The sequence below is a fragment of the Streptosporangium sp. H16 genome, assembly GCF_051918855.1.
In the GTDB taxonomy this organism is placed as follows: domain Bacteria; phylum Actinomycetota; class Actinomycetes; order Streptosporangiales; family Streptosporangiaceae; genus Streptosporangium.
The window spans coordinates 1-16,845 of record NZ_JBPXMD010000044.1 but is presented as its reverse complement, the minus strand read 5'-3'; the positions used below and the strand labels follow the sequence as shown (position 1 = coordinate 16,845).

The 16,845-nt window shown below is 69.1% G+C and carries 17 protein-coding genes; 12 read left to right on the top strand and 5 right to left on the bottom strand.

What is annotated here, in order from left to right; translation table 11 throughout:
• Positions 1-255 precede the first annotated feature (255 nt).
• From ACTOQ2_RS39215 to ACTOQ2_RS39205, 3 genes are all read right to left on the bottom strand, one after another.
• On the bottom strand, positions 256-1,077 hold the full coding sequence (locus tag ACTOQ2_RS39215) for an alpha/beta fold hydrolase (protein WP_440106350.1): 822 nt from the start codon (positions 1,075-1,077) through the stop codon (positions 256-258).
• A gap of 19 nt (positions 1,078-1,096) precedes the next feature.
• A complete protein-coding gene (locus ACTOQ2_RS39210; protein ID WP_440072285.1) occupies positions 1,097-1,666 on the bottom strand; it encodes a DJ-1/PfpI family protein in 570 nt (189 codons plus the stop codon).
• A gap of 92 nt (positions 1,667-1,758) precedes the next feature.
• Positions 1,759-2,502, bottom strand: a complete 744-nt coding sequence (locus ACTOQ2_RS39205) for a GntR family transcriptional regulator (protein ID WP_440106349.1) — start codon at positions 2,500-2,502, stop codon at positions 1,759-1,761.
• 312 nt (positions 2,503-2,814) lie between these two features.
• Between ACTOQ2_RS39205 and ACTOQ2_RS39200 the strand changes: the two genes are divergently transcribed.
• The 9 genes from ACTOQ2_RS39200 (at position 2,815) to ACTOQ2_RS39160 (ending at position 11,549) form a co-directional block, all read left to right on the top strand.
• Positions 2,815-4,314: an extracellular solute-binding protein gene (locus ACTOQ2_RS39200; protein ID WP_440106347.1), complete on the top strand. Its 1,500-nt coding sequence runs from the start codon at positions 2,815-2,817 to the stop codon at positions 4,312-4,314.
• The gene (locus ACTOQ2_RS39195) at positions 4,311-5,261 is read left to right on the top strand and encodes a carbohydrate ABC transporter permease (RefSeq protein ID WP_440072282.1); all 951 of its coding nucleotides are present in this window, start codon (positions 4,311-4,313) and stop codon (positions 5,259-5,261) included. Before ACTOQ2_RS39200 ends, ACTOQ2_RS39195 begins: the two co-directional genes overlap by 4 nt.
• The gene (locus ACTOQ2_RS39190) at positions 5,261-6,172 is read left to right on the top strand and encodes a carbohydrate ABC transporter permease (protein WP_440072281.1); all 912 of its coding nucleotides are present in this window, start codon (positions 5,261-5,263) and stop codon (positions 6,170-6,172) included. The genes ACTOQ2_RS39195 and ACTOQ2_RS39190 overlap by 1 nt, the downstream gene beginning before the upstream one ends.
• Positions 6,172-7,239, top strand: a complete 1,068-nt coding sequence (locus ACTOQ2_RS39185) for an ABC transporter ATP-binding protein (protein WP_440072280.1) — start codon at positions 6,172-6,174, stop codon at positions 7,237-7,239. Before ACTOQ2_RS39190 ends, ACTOQ2_RS39185 begins: the two co-directional genes overlap by 1 nt.
• The gene (locus ACTOQ2_RS39180; RefSeq protein ID WP_440106345.1) at positions 7,239-8,315 is read left to right on the top strand and encodes an ABC transporter ATP-binding protein; all 1,077 of its coding nucleotides are present in this window, start codon (positions 7,239-7,241) and stop codon (positions 8,313-8,315) included. Before ACTOQ2_RS39185 ends, ACTOQ2_RS39180 begins: the two co-directional genes overlap by 1 nt.
• A 35-nt stretch (positions 8,316-8,350) precedes the next feature.
• Entirely contained in the window at positions 8,351-8,524 is a 174-nt protein-coding gene (locus ACTOQ2_RS39175; RefSeq protein ID WP_440106343.1) for a hypothetical protein, read from the top strand.
• A gap of 76 nt (positions 8,525-8,600) precedes the next feature.
• Entirely contained in the window at positions 8,601-10,061 is a 1,461-nt protein-coding gene (locus ACTOQ2_RS39170) for an NAD-dependent succinate-semialdehyde dehydrogenase (RefSeq protein WP_440106341.1), read from the top strand.
• Positions 10,058-10,312: a hypothetical protein gene (locus ACTOQ2_RS39165; protein ID WP_440106339.1), complete on the top strand. Its 255-nt coding sequence runs from the start codon at positions 10,058-10,060 to the stop codon at positions 10,310-10,312. The genes ACTOQ2_RS39170 and ACTOQ2_RS39165 overlap by 4 nt, the downstream gene beginning before the upstream one ends.
• A 1-nt stretch (position 10,313) precedes the next feature.
• Positions 10,314-11,549 (top strand): iron-containing alcohol dehydrogenase, encoded by a 1,236-nt coding sequence (locus ACTOQ2_RS39160; protein ID WP_440106337.1) that lies wholly within the window; start codon positions 10,314-10,316, stop codon positions 11,547-11,549.
• A 105-nt stretch (positions 11,550-11,654) separates the two neighbouring features.
• Here the strand turns inward: ACTOQ2_RS39160 and ACTOQ2_RS39155 are convergent, their stop codons facing one another.
• Positions 11,655-12,221, bottom strand: a complete 567-nt coding sequence (locus ACTOQ2_RS39155) for a flavodoxin family protein (protein ID WP_440106335.1) — start codon at positions 12,219-12,221, stop codon at positions 11,655-11,657.
• A 287-nt stretch (positions 12,222-12,508) separates the two neighbouring features.
• Here ACTOQ2_RS39155 and ACTOQ2_RS39150 point away from each other — a divergent pair, with 287 nt between their 5' ends.
• Positions 12,509-13,525 carry a zinc-dependent alcohol dehydrogenase gene (locus tag ACTOQ2_RS39150; protein ID WP_440073737.1) on the top strand — a complete coding sequence of 339 codons (1,017 nt, stop codon included), beginning with the start codon at positions 12,509-12,511 and terminating at the stop codon, positions 13,523-13,525.
• Positions 13,526-13,559: 34 nt separating this feature from the next.
• On the opposite strand, the gene ACTOQ2_RS39145 is transcribed toward ACTOQ2_RS39150, so the two are convergent.
• Complete coding sequence (locus ACTOQ2_RS39145) at positions 13,560-14,183, bottom strand: TetR/AcrR family transcriptional regulator (protein ID WP_440106333.1); 624 nt, start codon at positions 14,181-14,183, stop codon at positions 13,560-13,562.
• 126 nt (positions 14,184-14,309) lie between these two features.
• On the opposite strand from ACTOQ2_RS39145, the gene ACTOQ2_RS39140 reads away from it, so the two are divergent.
• Together ACTOQ2_RS39140 and rox are read left to right on the top strand one after the other, a co-directional pair.
• On the top strand, positions 14,310-14,672 hold the full coding sequence (locus tag ACTOQ2_RS39140) for an ester cyclase (RefSeq protein WP_440106331.1): 363 nt from the start codon (positions 14,310-14,312) through the stop codon (positions 14,670-14,672).
• A 368-nt stretch (positions 14,673-15,040) separates the two neighbouring features.
• Entirely contained in the window at positions 15,041-16,585 is a 1,545-nt protein-coding gene (rox, locus tag ACTOQ2_RS39135) for a rifampin monooxygenase (RefSeq protein ID WP_440106329.1), read from the top strand.
• The last annotated feature ends 260 nt before the right edge of the window (positions 16,586-16,845 follow it).

Here is a 16,845-nt window from a genome sequence, read left to right as displayed (position 1 = left end):
GTCGGCGAGGGTGTCCCGGTCCGAGGGCCGGTCCCCGCGGGTGCCCGGCAGGCGCGGCGCGGGCGCGCGGGTGTCCTGGCGCACGGCCGCGCGGACCGGTCGGGCGACCTGTGGGTCCGCGCGGATTCCTCCGGCGCCCGGACGGCACACCCCTCTCGCGGGCATGGCGCCGGGCCGGCTCCTACGTGGTGGGGTCCCCGTAGTACTCGCCGAAAATCGGGCGGATACGGCCGGAGGGCGGACCTGCCGCAGCAATCAGTGACCTCGTTCCCGGCCGAGGAAGCACGACAGGAGTCGTCTGAAGTCGTGCGGGTGCTCGAGCGCCGGCACGTGCCCGCATCGGCCGAGCACGTGCAGACGGACATCGGCCAGGTGTTCGAGCAGGGGCAGGGCTGCCGTCCCGAGCGGGGTGACTCGGTCCTCGGCGCCGTGGACGAGCAGTACGGGCGCGCGGACCCCTGCCAGCGTTTGCGCCGAGAGGGTGAGCTCGTCGGCCCAACGTGCCCTAGGCGGAGGGAACAACGACGCGAATGCGGCCGCCCCCGCTCGCATCGCAGCCGCGCGGGCAGCGACGGCCGACTCGGTCACGAGCGCCTGGTCGAGGACGAGGCGGCTCAACATGTCTCGTGCCCCGAGCGGGCCGGCGGGGGCGGCCCAGATCGCGTCGAGCTCGGCGGACAGCGGCGCCCCGGGGGCGCCCATCGTCGAGACCGCCACGACACGGGTGACCTGCTGGGGACGCGCGGCCGCCAACGCCAGCGCCACGGCACCGCCCATGGAGTGGCCCACCACGGCGTAGTGCTCGACACCGAGAGCGTCCATCAGGCCCGCGGCCTGTTCCGTCCACAGCCGGAGCCCGCCCCTGGAGCCCGCCGGGATCGGTGTACGGCCGAACCCCGCCTGGTCAGGAGCCACCAGGTGCCAGGACGTGCCCAGCGCCTGTGCCGTCGTCGCCCAGGCTCCGGATCCGGTCGTACCCGGTCCGGAGCCGTGCAGCATCAGCACCGCGGGCCCGGTGCCGCTCTCCAGGACGTGGACGGGGGAGCCGTCGACGGTGACGGTCCGCAGTGCCGTCACCGAGACAGGTCCGGTGTGCTCATGCCGATGCGGAGTTGACGGACTTCGAGAAGAGCTCCATCATCGCCCTGCCGAATTGCGGCATGTCGGGCCACCCCCGGCAGGAGACGAGGTTGCCGTCCACGACGTCGGGAGCGTCGATGACCGTCGCGCCCGCGTTCTCCATGTCACCGGTGATGGGGGGGAAGCACGCCGTCTTTCGGCCCTTCAGCAGCCCGTACACGGCCGGCACCTGCGCGCCGTGGCACACCAGCGCGATCGGGAGGTCGCGCGCGAAGAAGTGCTCGGTGATGCGCCTGACGTCGGGGTCGACCCGGATCCACTCGGGGGCACGTCCCCCAGGGATGATGAGGGCGTCATAGCGCTCGACGTCGACCTCGGCCCAGGGCACGTCGACAGGCAACTTTCGGCCGTTCTTCTCCACGTAGGCGTCGGAGTTGGGGTCGAACTCGTGGATGACCAGCTGAACGTCACGCATCGTCCGTGACGAGACGTCAACGTCCCAGCCGCCCTCCTGCACGCGATAGTAGGGATACATGGTGTCGAGCTCCTCGGCGGCGTCGCCGGTCAGGAGCAGTGCTCTGGGCACCTGCTTCTCCTCGCATCTGGGGCGGGTGAAGTGGATCCAATCCGATCCAATCCGATCCGATTGGGTTAGCATTCCTCGGCCCAGCCCGCCCGTCAAGCCTCCATCGCCATTCCGTCCGCGCCCTTGGCCTCGTCGAACAATCGCCGGAACCGCTCGCCGGACAGCAGGATGTGCCGACGCATGGCGTAGGCGGCGGCGTCGGGGTCACGCGCGGCGATCGCGGCCAGAACTTCCTCGTGCTCGGCCATGGCCAGGTGAGTGACCTGGGTGTCGTGGAGAAGCCGGAACAGGTGCACGTGCGTGTGCAGGCGGGCGAGCGCTTCGCGGATGACCTGGTTCTCCGCGCTCAGGGCGACGAGATCGTGAAAAGCGGCGTCGCGTAGCCCGAAGGCGCCATAGGCCATGGGCCCGTCGCCCCCCTCCAGCTCCGCCATCTCCTCCAGCATCCGTCGCAGACCGGCCACCTGCTTCGAGGATGCGCGTTCGGCGGATCTGCGCGCCGCCGCCGGCTCGAGGAGCAGGCGGATCTCAAGCATGTCCTCGAATCGGTCACGGGTGATCTGGGGGGGAATGCGATAGCCGGCATGGGGCACACGCACGACCAGGCCCTCGGCCTCCATGCGGTTCAGAGCGTCTCGGATCGGCGTCTGCGAGACCCCCAGCTCTCGCGCCAGGACGTCGATCGTGACGCGGGAGCCAGGCTCGATCCGTAGCGACATCAGCTGTCCGAGCAGCGTGTCGTACACCTCGTCGGCAAGCCGGCCGCGAGATCTTCCCGGCGGCGTTCCGCCCGTCATGGCCCCACGGCGCCGCGCGATCACCGCTTCGTCGTCCATCGTGACGTGAGGTCCTTTCTTGCGTCTTCGGGAACCTATTGACATCGGTCGCAACGCTGCGGGATGTTGAGGCTCCCACCCGGATCGTATAGGAAAGGTGACGGATGCCAGCCATCCTTCACCCATCGGGGAACCGCCCGCCATCGCTCCGCTTCGATCAGTTGGAGCTCTCATGAGCATGCTCGACGTCCTACTCGGTTCGCCACCGGGCCGCACAGGGACCGAAGGACCTCTCGACTGCCTGAAGCCCCATTACCTCGCGGCGTACTCGTGACGCCGGTCCGCGGGTCAGCCCCTGCGACAGCAGGCAACATGCCTGAACCCAGCAACCGCTCGGCGAAGCACGCAGCGAGGCTCCAGAAGTCCACCCCCCAGAAAGCAGGCAAGAAGATGCGGTACCCCAAGCGAGTAGGACGACTGTCCGTTCCCGGTCGAAAGGTGCGGCTGGCGACGGCGGCCATGTTAGCGGCCACGACCGTGGCGGCTTGCGGCGGCGGCCAGGACGAGGCGAGCGCCCCCAAGGCGCCGGCGGACATCCCGGAGCTCACCAAGGACCCGCTGACCCTCAGCTTCATCTGGTTCGAGTGGCCCCCCGCCAAAGCTCTGGAGGACTTCGCGAACGCGGAGTACACCAAGGAGCGGTCGAACGTGACCATCAAGGTCAACACCGTGCCGAACGCGAACTGGCACGACGCGATGTTCACCCAGTTCGCGGCACGCAAGACCGACTTCGACATCCCGATCCTGGACTCACAGCACATCGGCGAGGCCGTGACGAACGGCAACATCCTCGACATCACCGACTTCGTCAAGAAGAACATCGACGTCAGCGCCTACAACCCGTACCTCCTGGCGGCCTACGGCCAGTACCCCCAGGCGGAGACCGGGCAGCGCGACGAGAACGCCAGCCTGTACGGACTGCCGCTGCTCGGCGACACCTGGACGATGATCTACCGCAAGGACCTGATCGGCGACAAGCCGCCGCAGACCTGGGACGAGATGATCGCAGCCGCCGAGAAGTGCCAGGCGGACAACCCCGGCGTCAGCGGGCTGGCCTTCCACCAGGCCAACGGCTCCGACGCCGCGGCCGTGACCTACAACACGGTCAACGGCGTCTACGGCGGCAAACTCTGGGACTCCAAGACGCGCAAGATCGAGGGCGTCATCAACGACGCCGCGGGCCAGGAGGCGATGGACGTCCTGGTCAACAAGATGAAGCCGCTGACCGCCGCGGGCTCCGGCAACTGGTTCATCGACGAGGTGAACGCGGCGGTCGCCCAGGGCAAGGCGTGCATCGCGTTCAACTGGATCGCCGCGAGCGGCGGCCTGCTCGACCCGAAGGAGTCGACGCTCGGCACCACGCGGGAGGAGATCCTCGAGAAGCTGGGCTTTGCCACCCTGCCGAAGCAGAAGACGGACCTGGTGCCGCTCGGCGGCATGGGAATGCACGTGTCGGCCTACTCCTCCGCGGAGAAGCAGGCGGAGGCCCTGAACTTCATGAAGTGGTTCGAGCAGGCTGACATCCAGAAGAAGTGGGCGGCCGCCGGTGGTGTGCCCTCGCGTACGGACGCCCTGGCGTCGCCCGAGTTCCTCAATGCCGGGCCGTTCAACCAGGTGTACGCCGACTCGGTTACCCGGATGCGGGACATGTGGAACGTGCCCGAGTACGCGCGCCTCATCGACATCGAGAACACCAACGTGAACGCGGCTCTCAACGGCGCGAAGAACCCGAAGGAGGCGCTCGACGACATCGCCAAGGAACAGCAGGGCGTGCTCGACTCCGCCGGCCGCAAGGGCGGCGGCGGACTGTGAGTGACCCCGTCTCTCTGACGACGGACCACCCGGTGCAGGAGGCGTCCGCGACGCCTCCTGCACCGGGGCGGTCCCGCCACCTGAGCGACCGCTGGCTCACGGTGGCCTTCATCTCCCCCGCGTTGCTGCTGTTGCTCGCGATGTCGGTGTTCCCGCTGCTGTGGGCGTTGTACCTGTCGTTCACCGACTACTCGGCCACCCGCGGGGGGCCCGCCACTTTCGTCTGGTTCGAGAACTTCACCGCCATCCTGACGTCGGCGCAGGTCCACCTGAGGGCCTTCACGACGTTGATCTACGTGGTCGGCGCGGTCACCCTGCAGACCGTGCTCGGTTTCTCCATCGCCTACCTGATCTCACGGCGCACGCACGGGCGAGGACTGCTGACCACGCTGTTCCTGGTTCCGATGATGCTGTCGCCGGTCGTGGTCGGGCTGTTCTGGCGATTCATGCTCGACGCGCAGTTCGGCGTGATCAACAGCATGCTCGGCTCGCTCGGCCTGGGGCAGGTGGAGTGGCTCACCCGGCAGAACACGGCGTTGATCTCCCTGATCGTGGTCGACACCTGGCAGTGGACGCCGTTCATCATGCTCATCGCACTCGCGGGCCTTACCGCGGTCCCCAAGTACCTGTACGAGGCCGCCTCGATCGACCGGGCGTCCGAGTGGTTCCGGTTCCGCACCATCACTCTTCCGCTGGTGTGGCCGCTGCTCCTCATCGCCGTGCTGTTCAGGGCCATCGAGGCCTTCCGGCTGTTCGACCTCGTCTACATCCTCACCAGCGGAGGTCCGGGGGTCTCCACCGAGACGTTGTCGTTCCACGTCTACAAGGTCGCGTTCCTGGGCTTCAACACCGGAACCGCCTCGGCGTACGGGATCCTCATGGTCCTCGTCGTCATCGTCCTCGCGCAGCTCTACATGCGCTACCTGAACAAGCTCAAGGAGGACTGATGGCCGTCTCCGTCGACGAGGCCGTGTCCCCAGGTCCTGTCCGGGATCACCGGCCCCCAGGGCGCCGCTTCGGCGGCCGGGGACGCGCCGTGCTGGAGGTCGCGCTGCTGGCCGTGCTGGCCGCCGTGATGCTCTTCCCGGTGCTGTGGATGATCGAGACGTCCATCAAGGAGAACCGGGACGTCTACGCCATCCCGGCCAAGTTCTTCGACTTCACGGTCACATTGGACCATTTCAAGGACGTGTTCGTCGCCTCCGGTGGCGGTCCCTCGACCTTGTCCGGCGCGTTCCTCAACTCCGTCGTGGTCGCCGGGGTCTCCACGGCGCTGGCCACCGTGCTGGGGGTCCCGGCGGCCTGGGCCTACTCACGCTTCGCCGTGAAGGCCAAGAAGGACCAGCTGTTCTTCATCCTGTCCACCCGGTTCATGCCGCCCGTGGTGGTCGTGATCCCGATCTTCCTCATGTACCGCCAGGTCGGACTCTTCGACACCAAGCTCGGCCTGATCCTCATCTACACCGCGTTCAACGTCCCGTTCACGATCTGGATGATGAAGGGGTTCGTCGACGAGGTGCCCGCGGAGTACGAGGACGCCGCCATGCTCGACGGCTACACCCGCCTGCAGGCGTTCTGGAAATTCACCCTTCCCCTGCTCCTGCCCGGCATCGCCGCGACGGCGGTCTTCGCCCTCATCTTCTCGTGGAACGAGTTCGTGTTCGCCATCTTCCTCACCTCCAGCGACGCCGTGCGGACGGCTCCACCCGCCATCGCCGGCCTCATCGGCGGAACCACTGTGGACTGGGGTCTCGTGGCCGCCGCCTCCATAGTGTTCGCCCTACCGGTGCTCGTCTTCGCCTACCTGGTGCGCAAGCACCTCGTCGCCGGTGTGACGCTCGGGGCGGTGCGACGCTGATGGCGGGCATCGAGGTGACCGCGCTGCACAAGCGCTACCCGGACGGGACGGTCGCGGTCGAGCACGTGGACCTGTCCATCGCCGACGGCGAGCTGTTCGTGATGCTCGGCCCTTCGGGCTGCGGCAAGACGACCACGCTGCGGGCCGTCGCCGGCCTGGAGAGGCAGACGACGGGCGACATCCGCATCGGCGACACGCTGGTCAACGACCTGCCGCCCGCCGAGCGCGACATCGCCATGGTGTTCCAGTTCTACGCTCTCTATCCCCATCTGAGAACCCGCGACAACCTGGCGTTTCCCCTGCGGGCCGAAGGACTGCCCAAGCAGGAGGTGCAGGAGCGGGTCGACGAGGCCGCCCGGCTGATGCGGCTCGGTCCGCTCCTGGACCGGCGACCGCACCGGCTGTCCGGCGGGGAGCAGCAGCGCGTCGCGCTCGCTCGCGCCCTGGTGCGACGACCGCGCGCGTTCCTCATGGACGAACCCCTCACCAACCTGGACGCGGAGCTGAGGGCGGACATGCGCACGGAGATCAAGCACCTGCAGGGGGAGCTGGGGACGACGATGGTCTACGTCACCCACGACCAGGTCGAGGCGATGTCGCTCGGTCACAGGATCGCCATCCTCAACAAGGGCCGCGTCGAGCAGATCGGCACGCCGCTGGAGGTCTACGACCGTCCGGCGAGTCTCTTCTGCGCCGCGTTCATCGGCTCCCCGCCGATGAACCTGATCGAGGTGGAGCTGGCCGACGGGCAACTGCGCAGTAAGAGCGGACTGGCCCTCACGCCACCGCCAGGCCTGCCGCGCGACCGTTCCCTGGTCGCAGGCGTCCGGCCGGAGGCGCTGGAAGTCACGGAACCAGGGGCGGAACGTTCGGTCCCGGCCCGCGTGGTCTCGGCGGAGTGGCTGGGCGACGAGATCATCTACGTGGTCGACCACGGCGACCGGCGCGACGTACGAGTTCGGATGCCACTGACTGTCCGTTTCGCTGCCGACGCGCCGGTCGGGCTGCGGCACACCGGCGGGCCCCCGCCCGTCTACGACGCGAGCACGGAAGAGCTGGTGGCCTGATGGGAACCGTGGCAGTGCACGGGCTGTCCAAGTCCTTCGGTAAAGTCCAGGCCCTCGACGGGGTGACGCTGGACGTGCCGGACGGCTCGTTCTTCGTCGTGCTCGGGCCCTCCGGGGCAGGCAAGACGACGACGCTGCGAGCGATCGCCGGCCTTGAGAAGCTCGACGCCGGGTCGGTGCACCTGGACGGGAGGGACGCGACCGGCGACACCCCGGCCGCACGCGACCTAGCCATGGTCTTCCAGAGCTACGCCCTCTACCCGCGACTCACGGCGTACGAGAACATCGCCTCGCCGCTGCGGGCACGCCGCTGGTCTTCCAGCGAGATCGCCGCCGCCGTCGAGAAGATGTCGAACCTGCTGCACATCGAACGCCTGCTGCAGCGTCGTCCCGCGCAGATGTCGGGCGGTGAGATGCAGCGTGTCGCCCTGGCCCGGGCGCTGGTCCGTCGCCCGCGCGCGTTTCTCATGGACGAGCCGCTGACGAACCTCGACCTCAAGCTCCGCGTCGAGATGCGCACCGAGCTCACCCGCATCCACCGGAGCCTCGGGGGAACCTTCGTCTATGTGACCAACGACCAGGTCGAGGCCCTGTCCATGGCCGACCAGGTCGCGGTCCTCAAGGAGGGGAAGGTGCAACAGGTCGGAACGCCGGCCGAGGTGTACGAGCGGCCGGCCAACCAGTGGGTCGCGGGATTCGTCGGGAGCCCGGCGATCAGCCTGCTCGCCTGCCACGCCGAGGGAGATCGTCTGGTCGGGGCGGAAGGCTGGACGCTGCCGCGGCCCCGCTGGACCACCGCTGAGGACGGTCGTCCGCTGCTGCTGGGCCTGCGCGCGGAGGACCTGTCCGTCGAGCAGCGTGGGGACGCGTCGTTGTCGGGTGAGCTCTACGGCCTTGAGCCGCTCGGTGACCGAACGGTGGTCGACGTCCAAGTGGGGACGGTGATCCTCAAGGTCAAGGCACGACCCACCGTCACCGGTACGCCGGGCGAGCGGCTGCATGTCACGGTCGACCTGGACCGTGCGCACCTGTTCGACGCGGGCACCGGGCTGGCGCTGTCCGAGGCCGGGAGGTAACCGCGCAGGGCGGCGACGTCAACATGCGCCCGCACGTGGCAATCGAGCCTCGGCGGACCGTCACCGGTGAGCACGGCCCGACGACGCTGAAGCAGCCATGGCCCGAGAAGGCGATCGGTGGCGCGGGGCGTCGCCCTGCAGCCAGGGCCCCAGGGCTAACGGCCACGTTCGACCCGCTCGGCAACCTCGACCCCGACGAGGCCGTGTGACCCGTTCGTCAACGCGCGTGGCGCGATCGCTGAGGTCACGCCGGACATCACCAAGAACATCACAGGAGGCGACGCAATGAGTGACCCGATGAACGTCCTGGCCCCCGAGCACCGGCGGCTCCGGATTGGCGACGCCTGGCGCGACGCCGCCGGCGGAGCCACCTTTGTCGTCGAGGACCCGGCCACCGGCGAGACCATCGCCGAGGTGGCGGACGCCGACGTCGTTGACGGGCTCGCCGCTCTGGACGTGGCGAGCAAGGCAATGGCGGAGTGGGCGGCGACCCCGCCGCGAAAACGGTCAGAGTTGTTGACCGCGACGTACCGGGCACTGACCGAGCGATCCGAGGAGGTCGCCCGGCTGATAACTCTCGAGATGGGCAAGCCGCTCGCCGAGGCTCGGGGAGAGGTGGCCTACGGCGCCGAGTTCTTCCGTTGGTTCGCCGAGGAGGCGGTGCGCGTCGAGGGGCGCTACAACACCGCTCCCGCTGGTGGATATCGCATCCTCACCGTGCCGAAGCCGGTCGGACCGTGCGTCTTCGTGACGCCCTGGAACTTTCCGTTGGCCATGGGTGCCCGCAAGATCGCTCCTGCGCTGGCGGCGGGCTGCACGACGATCACCAAGCCGGCGGCCCAGACACCACTCACCATGCTGTTCCTGGCCCGCATCATGGAGGAGGTCGGCGTTCCCCCGGGCGTCGTCAACGTCGTGACGACCAAGCGTGCCGGCGAGGTGGTCTCAGCACTCCTGGCCGACCGTCGGACCCGCAAGCTTTCGTTCACCGGGTCGACCGAGGTCGGACGCGTGCTGCTACGACAGGCGGCGGACAACGTGCTGCGCACCTCCATGGAACTGGGCGGCAACGCGGCCTTGATCGTGTGTGCCGACGCGGACCTGGACGTCGCGCTCGACGGTGCCATGGTGGCCAAGATGCGCAACATCGGGGAGTCCTGCATCGCGGCCAACCGAATCTACGTCGAGGAGCCGGTGCGCGAGGAGTTCACGGCGCGCTTCGCCGAGCGGATGGGCGCGCTCTCGGTGGGCCATGGTCTCGACGACGGCGTGGACGTCGGGGCGTTGATCGACGAGGCCTCGGTCACCAAGATCGACGAGCTCGTCGCCGACGCGGTCGATCGCGGCGCCCGTGTCTTGGTGGGCGGCGAGCGTCCGAATGGGCCGGGCCACTTCTACCCGCCTACGGTCCTCGTCGACGTGCCCGAAGACGCGCGGATGCTGGAGGCGGAAATCTTCGGCCCGGTGGCGCCGATCATCTCGTTCACGTCCGACGACGAGGTGATGGCGAAGGCCAACGACACCGAGCACGGCCTGGTCGGATACGTCTTCACCCGTGACCTCCAGCGGGCGCTCCGGTTCACCGAGGGGCTGGAGACGGGGATGGTCGGCATCAACCGTGGTCTGATCTCGGACCCGTCAGCTCCGTTCGGAGGCGTGAAGCAGTCCGGGATCGGCAAGGAGGGGTCGCACGAGGGCATCCTTGAGTACCTCGACGTCACCTACGCGGCGATCGACCTACCGTGACCGGCCCGCTGCTCCGGGTGCCCGCCGAGGATCACCGCGCCCTGTGCACACATGACCTGACCGGCCTCCACCCGTGGGGCGGGACCCGGGCCATGGCCGGCACGAATCCGCCGGCACCCGGGGACGCCGTCGGCTCCTCCGGGGTGCGCCTGCGCCACCCGGCAGCCAACCTCGCCGACGCCGTCCCGGTCTCGCAGGTGACCTGGACGCCCGCCCAGCAAATCACCGCCGACGTTCCAGAGAGGCACTGACATGCTTGAGACCGTCCGCGGACCACGCCAGCTGATAGTGGGCGAAGGGGTCGCGCAGAACATCCCACGAGTGGTGGCCGAGTGTGGCTCGCGAGTCCTCATCGTGACCGACCGGGTTCTTCTGGGGCAGCCGGGCGTGGCCGAGATCGTGGCCGCCGTGCGGGAGAAGGCCGAAGTCGTCGGGGTGTTCGCCGACGCGACTCCCGACGTGCCACTCGCCGATGTCGCCCTGGCCGTCTCGGTCGCCGCAGAGGTGGACGCCGACGTGATCCTCGCCATCGGGGGTGGCACGGTGATCGACCTCGCCAAAATCGTCGGCGTCATCCGGCGCCACGGTGGGACGCCGCGCGACTTCTACGGCGAGTCGAAGGTGCCGGGGCCGACGATTCCTCTCGTCGCGGTCCCGACGACGTCAGGCACCGGCTCCGAGCTCACGCCCGTCTCGGTGTTGACCGACCCGGACCGCGAGCTGAAGGTGGGGGTCTCCAGCGTCCACATCGTGCCCGACTTCGCCATCGTCGACCCCGAGCTCACCTACACCTGCCCTGCGACCGTCACCGCCCACTCCGGCATCGACGCGTTCTGTCACGCGGTGGAGAGCTACACCGCGCGACCCCGGGCCCACGGACCGCGCGACCCGGTGGAGCAGGTCTTCCTCGGCCGCAACCCGATCACCGATCACTACGCGCTCCTGGCCGCGGAGCGGATCGCCCGCAGCTTGCCCCGTGTCGTCAGGGACGGAGGCGACAAGGACGCGCGCGCGGACATGTCCTATGGGTCCATGCTGGCCGGGCTCGCATTTTCCCACGCGGGCAACGCGGCTCCGCACGCCCTCCAGTACCCCATCGGCGCAGCCACCCACACGCCGCACGGCCTGGGCGTCGGGCTGCTGCTGCCCTACGCGCTGGACGCGGCCAGGGATGCCATCGGCGACCGGCTGGCCATCCTCGCCGGGGTGTGCGGGCTCGACGTGACCGACGCCTCGGATGCCGAGGCCGCAGATGCGTTCCTCACCTGGCTCGACGGGCTCCTTGCCGACATCGGCATCCCTGCCACCTTGGCGGACATCGGCGTGGCACGCGCCGACCTCCCGCGCTTCGCGGAGATGGCCGGTGGCGTCACCCGCTTGATCCAGAACCATCCAGGCCCGACCGACACCGCCAGCCTGACCGCGATCCTCGAAGCGGCCTGGATCGGGGACCGGACCCGACACGTCCTGACTCCGGAGCAGAGATAGTGACGGGCGCAAACACCCCCGTCGCCACGAACGACCTCCAGCCAGGCCCCACAGACCACCAGCAAAGAAGCCGTTCAGCCATATCCGCCCGATTTACGGCGAGTACTACGGCGACCCCGTGATCCGGTGAGCGCCGGCCTGTCGTGCCGAGGCCAGCGCCATCCCCCACTGGCGGGCTCGCCCGGTCTCCCCCTCCAGGAGCGGACCGGGGGTACCGGAGACGTAGAAGCTCCGTGAGCCGGTCAGGATCGCGAAGCCGTGCCCGCGCAGGTTTTTCTCGAAGCCCCGCCGGGCCGATCCCGGAATCCAGGGGTTCTTGATCCGCGTGTCGAACGCCGCGGCCGACAGGGCCCGGGAGTGGTCGCCGAGGTCGGCGAGCCATTCGCGCAGCCCTTGCCCCTTGGACACCAGCTCGGTGGCGGCCTGCTCGGCCTGCTCGGCGGCCGACTGCCTGGTGCTGGGCCTGCTCATGCCGAGAGCGTGGGTGGGCCCGCCGACGACGAGGAGGTCCACGTCGTCGGGAACGGACACCGGGGCGTCGCCGACCTCGACCAGGTCCACCTCCATCTGGGTGGCCAGACCGTCGGCGACGGCCTCGGCGATCGCCTGGGTGTTGCCGAACATCGATTCGAAGACCACGAGCGCACGCATCGGGATCGTCCCCTTCTCCATTGACGCTCCGCGGAAGGTGGGAATCGGGGGCGATCCCCACCTTCCGCCGGTTGCCTTCAGGATTTCGCCCATCGGTTCGCGGGTGAAGGGGCGGACGGCTTCCGCGGCGAGGACGAAAGACCCTGCGTGGAGGCCTGCGGCGAGGACGTCGACGCGCCGTGAGACCCGGGCCCGGTGGCCTCCCGCACGGCCGTGACCGACGACTGTGCCGTCCAGGACCTTCGGCTCTGCCCCGCCCGGCCACCCCGCGGAAGACTCGGAGGTGAAAGCGAAGGGAAGGCAAGACCATGAACATGCGCGCCGCCGTCGTCACCGCGTTCGACAGGCCCCTGGAGATTCGAGAGATTCCCGTCCCCGAGCCCGCGGCCCACCAGGTCCTGGTCCGCATCGAGGCCAGCGGCCTGTGCCACACCGACATCCACGCCGCCCGCGGCGACTGGCCGGTCAAACCGGCGCCGCCCTTCACACCGGGGCACGAGGGCGTCGGCGTCATCGAGAAGACCGGCTCTGCCGTGACCGGCCGGACCGTCGGCGAGCGCGTGGCCATCCCGTGGCTGGGTTACGCCTGCGGAACCTGCGAGTACTGCGTCAGCGGCCGCGAGACCCTGTGCGAGTCCCAGCAGAACACCGGTTACACCGTCGACGGCGGCCACGCCGAGTACGCCGTCGCCCACGCCGCCTACGTCGTACCGGTCCCCGACGGCGTCTCCCCCGCCGAGGCCGCCCCGCTGACCTGCGCGGGCGTGACCACCTACAAGGCCGTCAAGGTCTCGGGCCTGCGCCCGGCCGAGCGCGCCGCGATCTTCGGCATCGGCGGCCTGGGCCATCTGGCCCAGCAGTACGCGCAGATCTTCGGAGCCGAGACCGTCGCCGTCGACATCACCGACGACAAGCTCCGCCTGGCCCGGCGGCTCGGCGCCACCCACACCGTCAACGCCGCCACCACCGACCCGGTCGCCGCGATCAAGGCACTGGGCGGGGCCGACGTGGCGATCGTACTGGCCGCCAGCCCTCGCGTTCTGGAGCAGGCCCATGCCTCGCTGCGGCGCGGTGGCCGCCTGGTGCTGGTCTCCCTGCCCAGGGACAACACGATGAGCCTGCCGATCTTCGAGACCGTCCTGAAGGGCATCAGCGTGATCGGCTCCATCGTCGGCACCCGCGCAGACCTGGCGGAGGTCTTCCGGCTGCACGCCGCCGGCCGGACCAAAGTGATCTACGAGACCCGCAAGCTCGACGAGATCAATGCCTCCTTCGACGAGGTCCTCGGCAGCGGTGTCCTGGCCCGCCTGGTCTTCGAGATGTGACCGCCCTGGGCCGAGGGCGGGGGCCCTCGCCTTGCTATCGGGGTTGGGGCCGTAGTCCGTCGAGGATGATCTGGGCGATGTGCGCGGAGCGTTCGCGGCTGGTGTCCGCGTCGGCGTGCCGGATCGCGGCGAAGGCGCCGGCGACGATCGCCATCACCTCGTCGACTGTCACGTCGTGGCGTACGACCCCGGCGCGATGGGCGCGATCGAGCAAGCGTGCGACCTGGTGCGTGAGGTCGGCGGCGGCGTCAGGAGCGGCGTTGCGAAGGTCGAACTCGGCGGCCGTGAGCGCGCTCTTCACCGCCGCGTTCTCGGCGCCCGAGGCCATCATCCGGGACAGCAGCGTGAACAGGGCGGCTGGATCGTCGGTGCCCGTGAGCGTTTCCCCCTCGATGACCAGCTGCCTGATCTGGTCGATCGCGACGGCGAGGTAGAGCGCTTCCTTGGTGGGGAAGTGCCGGTGGACGGTGCCTGGACCGACACCCGCGCGGCGGGCGATCTCGTCGAGCGAGATGCCGAGGCCTCGCGAGGCGAACAACTGCTGCGCGGTCCGCAGCACCCGCTCACGATTGCGGCGCGCGTCGGCCCGCAGCCCCCGGTCGTTCCCGGGAGCCGTCGGCGGCTCGGCTGGAGTTCCTTCAGGCGTTCGGCTGGACATCTCATCCCTAGCTTAACCGGGGCGTCGCCCCGTATGCTGCCTCACATAAGCGGGGCAAAGCCCCGCTTACAAATTCGTGTCATTTCACCATGAGCAGGACCCACCGAACACGAGGAGGCCCCTTCAATGACCACACGCGAGGAAGCCAGCGCCCTGGTGCTGCGGATGCAGGAATGCTTCAACACCCGGCGGTTCGACCAGGCCGCCGACCTGTTCACCCCCGACTTCCTCAACCACCCGCTTGGCGCCACCGGGTTCGAAGCGGGCAAGGACGCCTGGAACCAGGTCGTTGCCCGGTTCCCGGCCATGCGCGTTGTCGCCGACGACATCCTGATCGACGGCGACAAGGTCGCCGTCCGCTCATCCGTCGAAGGGATGGCGACCCCGGGCAGCGACGTCCGGCCCGTGCTCATCGAAATCTTCCGCATCGACAACGGCCGGCTCGCGGAGACCTGGGGCCTCACCGAAGGCCCGGACCCACGTCACTGAGGCCCCCGCGGTCTCGCCAGGTCCTCCGGCGGGTCAGCCCCACCGCGCCGACGCCACCGCGTCAGAATAGTCAGCGGTGACAAGACCAGCGCCGCAGGCCCCGGCCCGGGACCAGCCGGGCCGCCACGCCGGATTCGCCCGGCAACCGCACGGGCCCGTTCGGAGTCGTGATCACGTGGCAGGAAAAGGACTGGACGGTGTGATGCCCGGGCTTGTAACTTGCAGTCGACCGTGACACCGCCTGAGGAGGTGAGACCCATGAACGCTGTATCGATGTGGGTGCTCCCCCTTCCTGTCACGATCGGGCGATCGACGTAGGTGTCGCCGGGAGCGCCTCGCCAACAAGGCACTCCCGAAAGGCAACACCCATGCACTCTCCGCAGTTCACCGCCGAGCCGTCGTCGAACGGTACGGTCGAGCGCGACTTCACCGTGGGCGACGTCCCCGGACTCCGGTCGCCGGCCTCCGGCGCCGGCCGCGCGCCCCTCACGTTCGACGTGATCATTGCCGGGTGCGGGCCGACCGGTGCGATGCTGGCCGCCGAGCTGCGGCTGCACGACGTGCGGGTACTCGTTGTGGAGAAGGAAACCGAGCCCGTGTCGTTCGTCCGCATAGTCGGTCTGCACATCCGCAGTCTCGAGCTGATGGCGATGCGCGGCCTGCTGGATCGCGTCCTCCAGCACGGAAGACAGCGTCCGGCCGGCGGTTTCTTCGCCGCCATCCCCAAACCCGTGCCCGAAGGCCTGGATTCCGCGTACGCCTATCTGCTGGGTATCCCGCAGCCGGTCATCGTTCATCTGCTCGAAGAACATGCGATCGAACTGGGCGCGCAGGTCCTGCGCGATTGTGCGGTCGCCGGTTTCGAGCAGGACGACGAGGGCGTGACCGTCGAGCTGTCCGGCGGGGAACGGCTGCGTTCGCGCTACCTCGTCGGCTGTGACGGCGCGCGCAGTACGGTGCGCAAACTGCTCGGCGTCGGCTTCCCCGGCGAGCCCTCACAAACCGACACGCTCATGGGCGAGATGAAAGTGGGCGTACCGCAGGAGGAGGTCGCCGCCAAGGTGGCCGAGATCAGCAAGAACCATCAGCCGTTCTGGCTCCGGCCCTTCGGCGAAGGGGTCTACAGCGTCGTGGTCCCCGCCGCGGTAGTCAGCGACCGCGCGGAACCGCCCACCCTCGAGGATTTCAAACAGCGGTTGCGCACCATCGCCGGAACCGATTTCGGCGTGCACTCCCCGCGCTGGTTGTCCCGCTTCGGGGATGCCACCCGGCTGGCCGAACGTTATCGCGTCGGGCGGGTGCTGCTGGCCGGCGACGCGGCGCACATCCATCCACCCATCGGCGGACAGGGCCTCAACCTGGGCGTTCAGGACGCGTTCAACCTCGGCTGGAAACTGGCCGCGCAGATCCGCGGCTGGGCGCCGGAGACCCTGCTGGACACCTACCAGGCCGAACGTCATCCGGTCGCCGAGGACGTGCTGGACAACACCCGCGCCCAGGTGCAGCTGCTGTCCGCCGAACCGGGCCCGCAGGCCGTGCGCAGGCTGCTCACCGAACTGATGGACTTCGACGAGGTGAACCGCCATCTGATCGAGAAGATCACCGCGATCGGCATCCGCTACGACTTCGGCGAAGGCCCCGACCTGCTGGGCCGCCGCCTGCGCGACATCGACGTGCAACAGGGCCACCTCTACGGTCTGCTGCATCGCGGCCGCGGCCTGCTGCTGGACCGCACAGAACGCCTGACCGTCGGCGGCTGGTCCGACCGGGTCGACTACCTCGCGGATCCCACCGCGGTGCTGGATGTTCCGTGCGTCCTGCTACGCCCCGACGGCCACGTCGCCTGGATCGGCGACGATCAGCAGGACCTGGACGGCCACCTCTCCCGCTGGTTCGGCAAGCCCGCCGGCTGATTTCGCCTGAGCAACCGAAAAGGCCCGTGAGGATGACGGGCCGGACGGGAGCCGGCGCCGGGAAGTGACCCGCGTCCTGCTCGTGAGCGACCGCGAAGCGGTGCGGTGCCGGGCGAGACACCGGGAGATTCGGGTCCGGGACGTGGAAAGGCCCGCTCCCGTACCGGGGGCGGGCCTTGTGCTGTCTGTGGGTGGGGGTGGTTATCGGAGGATGGGGTAGCGGCGCACCAGGGGGGTGGTGGCCCACCAGGTGCCGATGC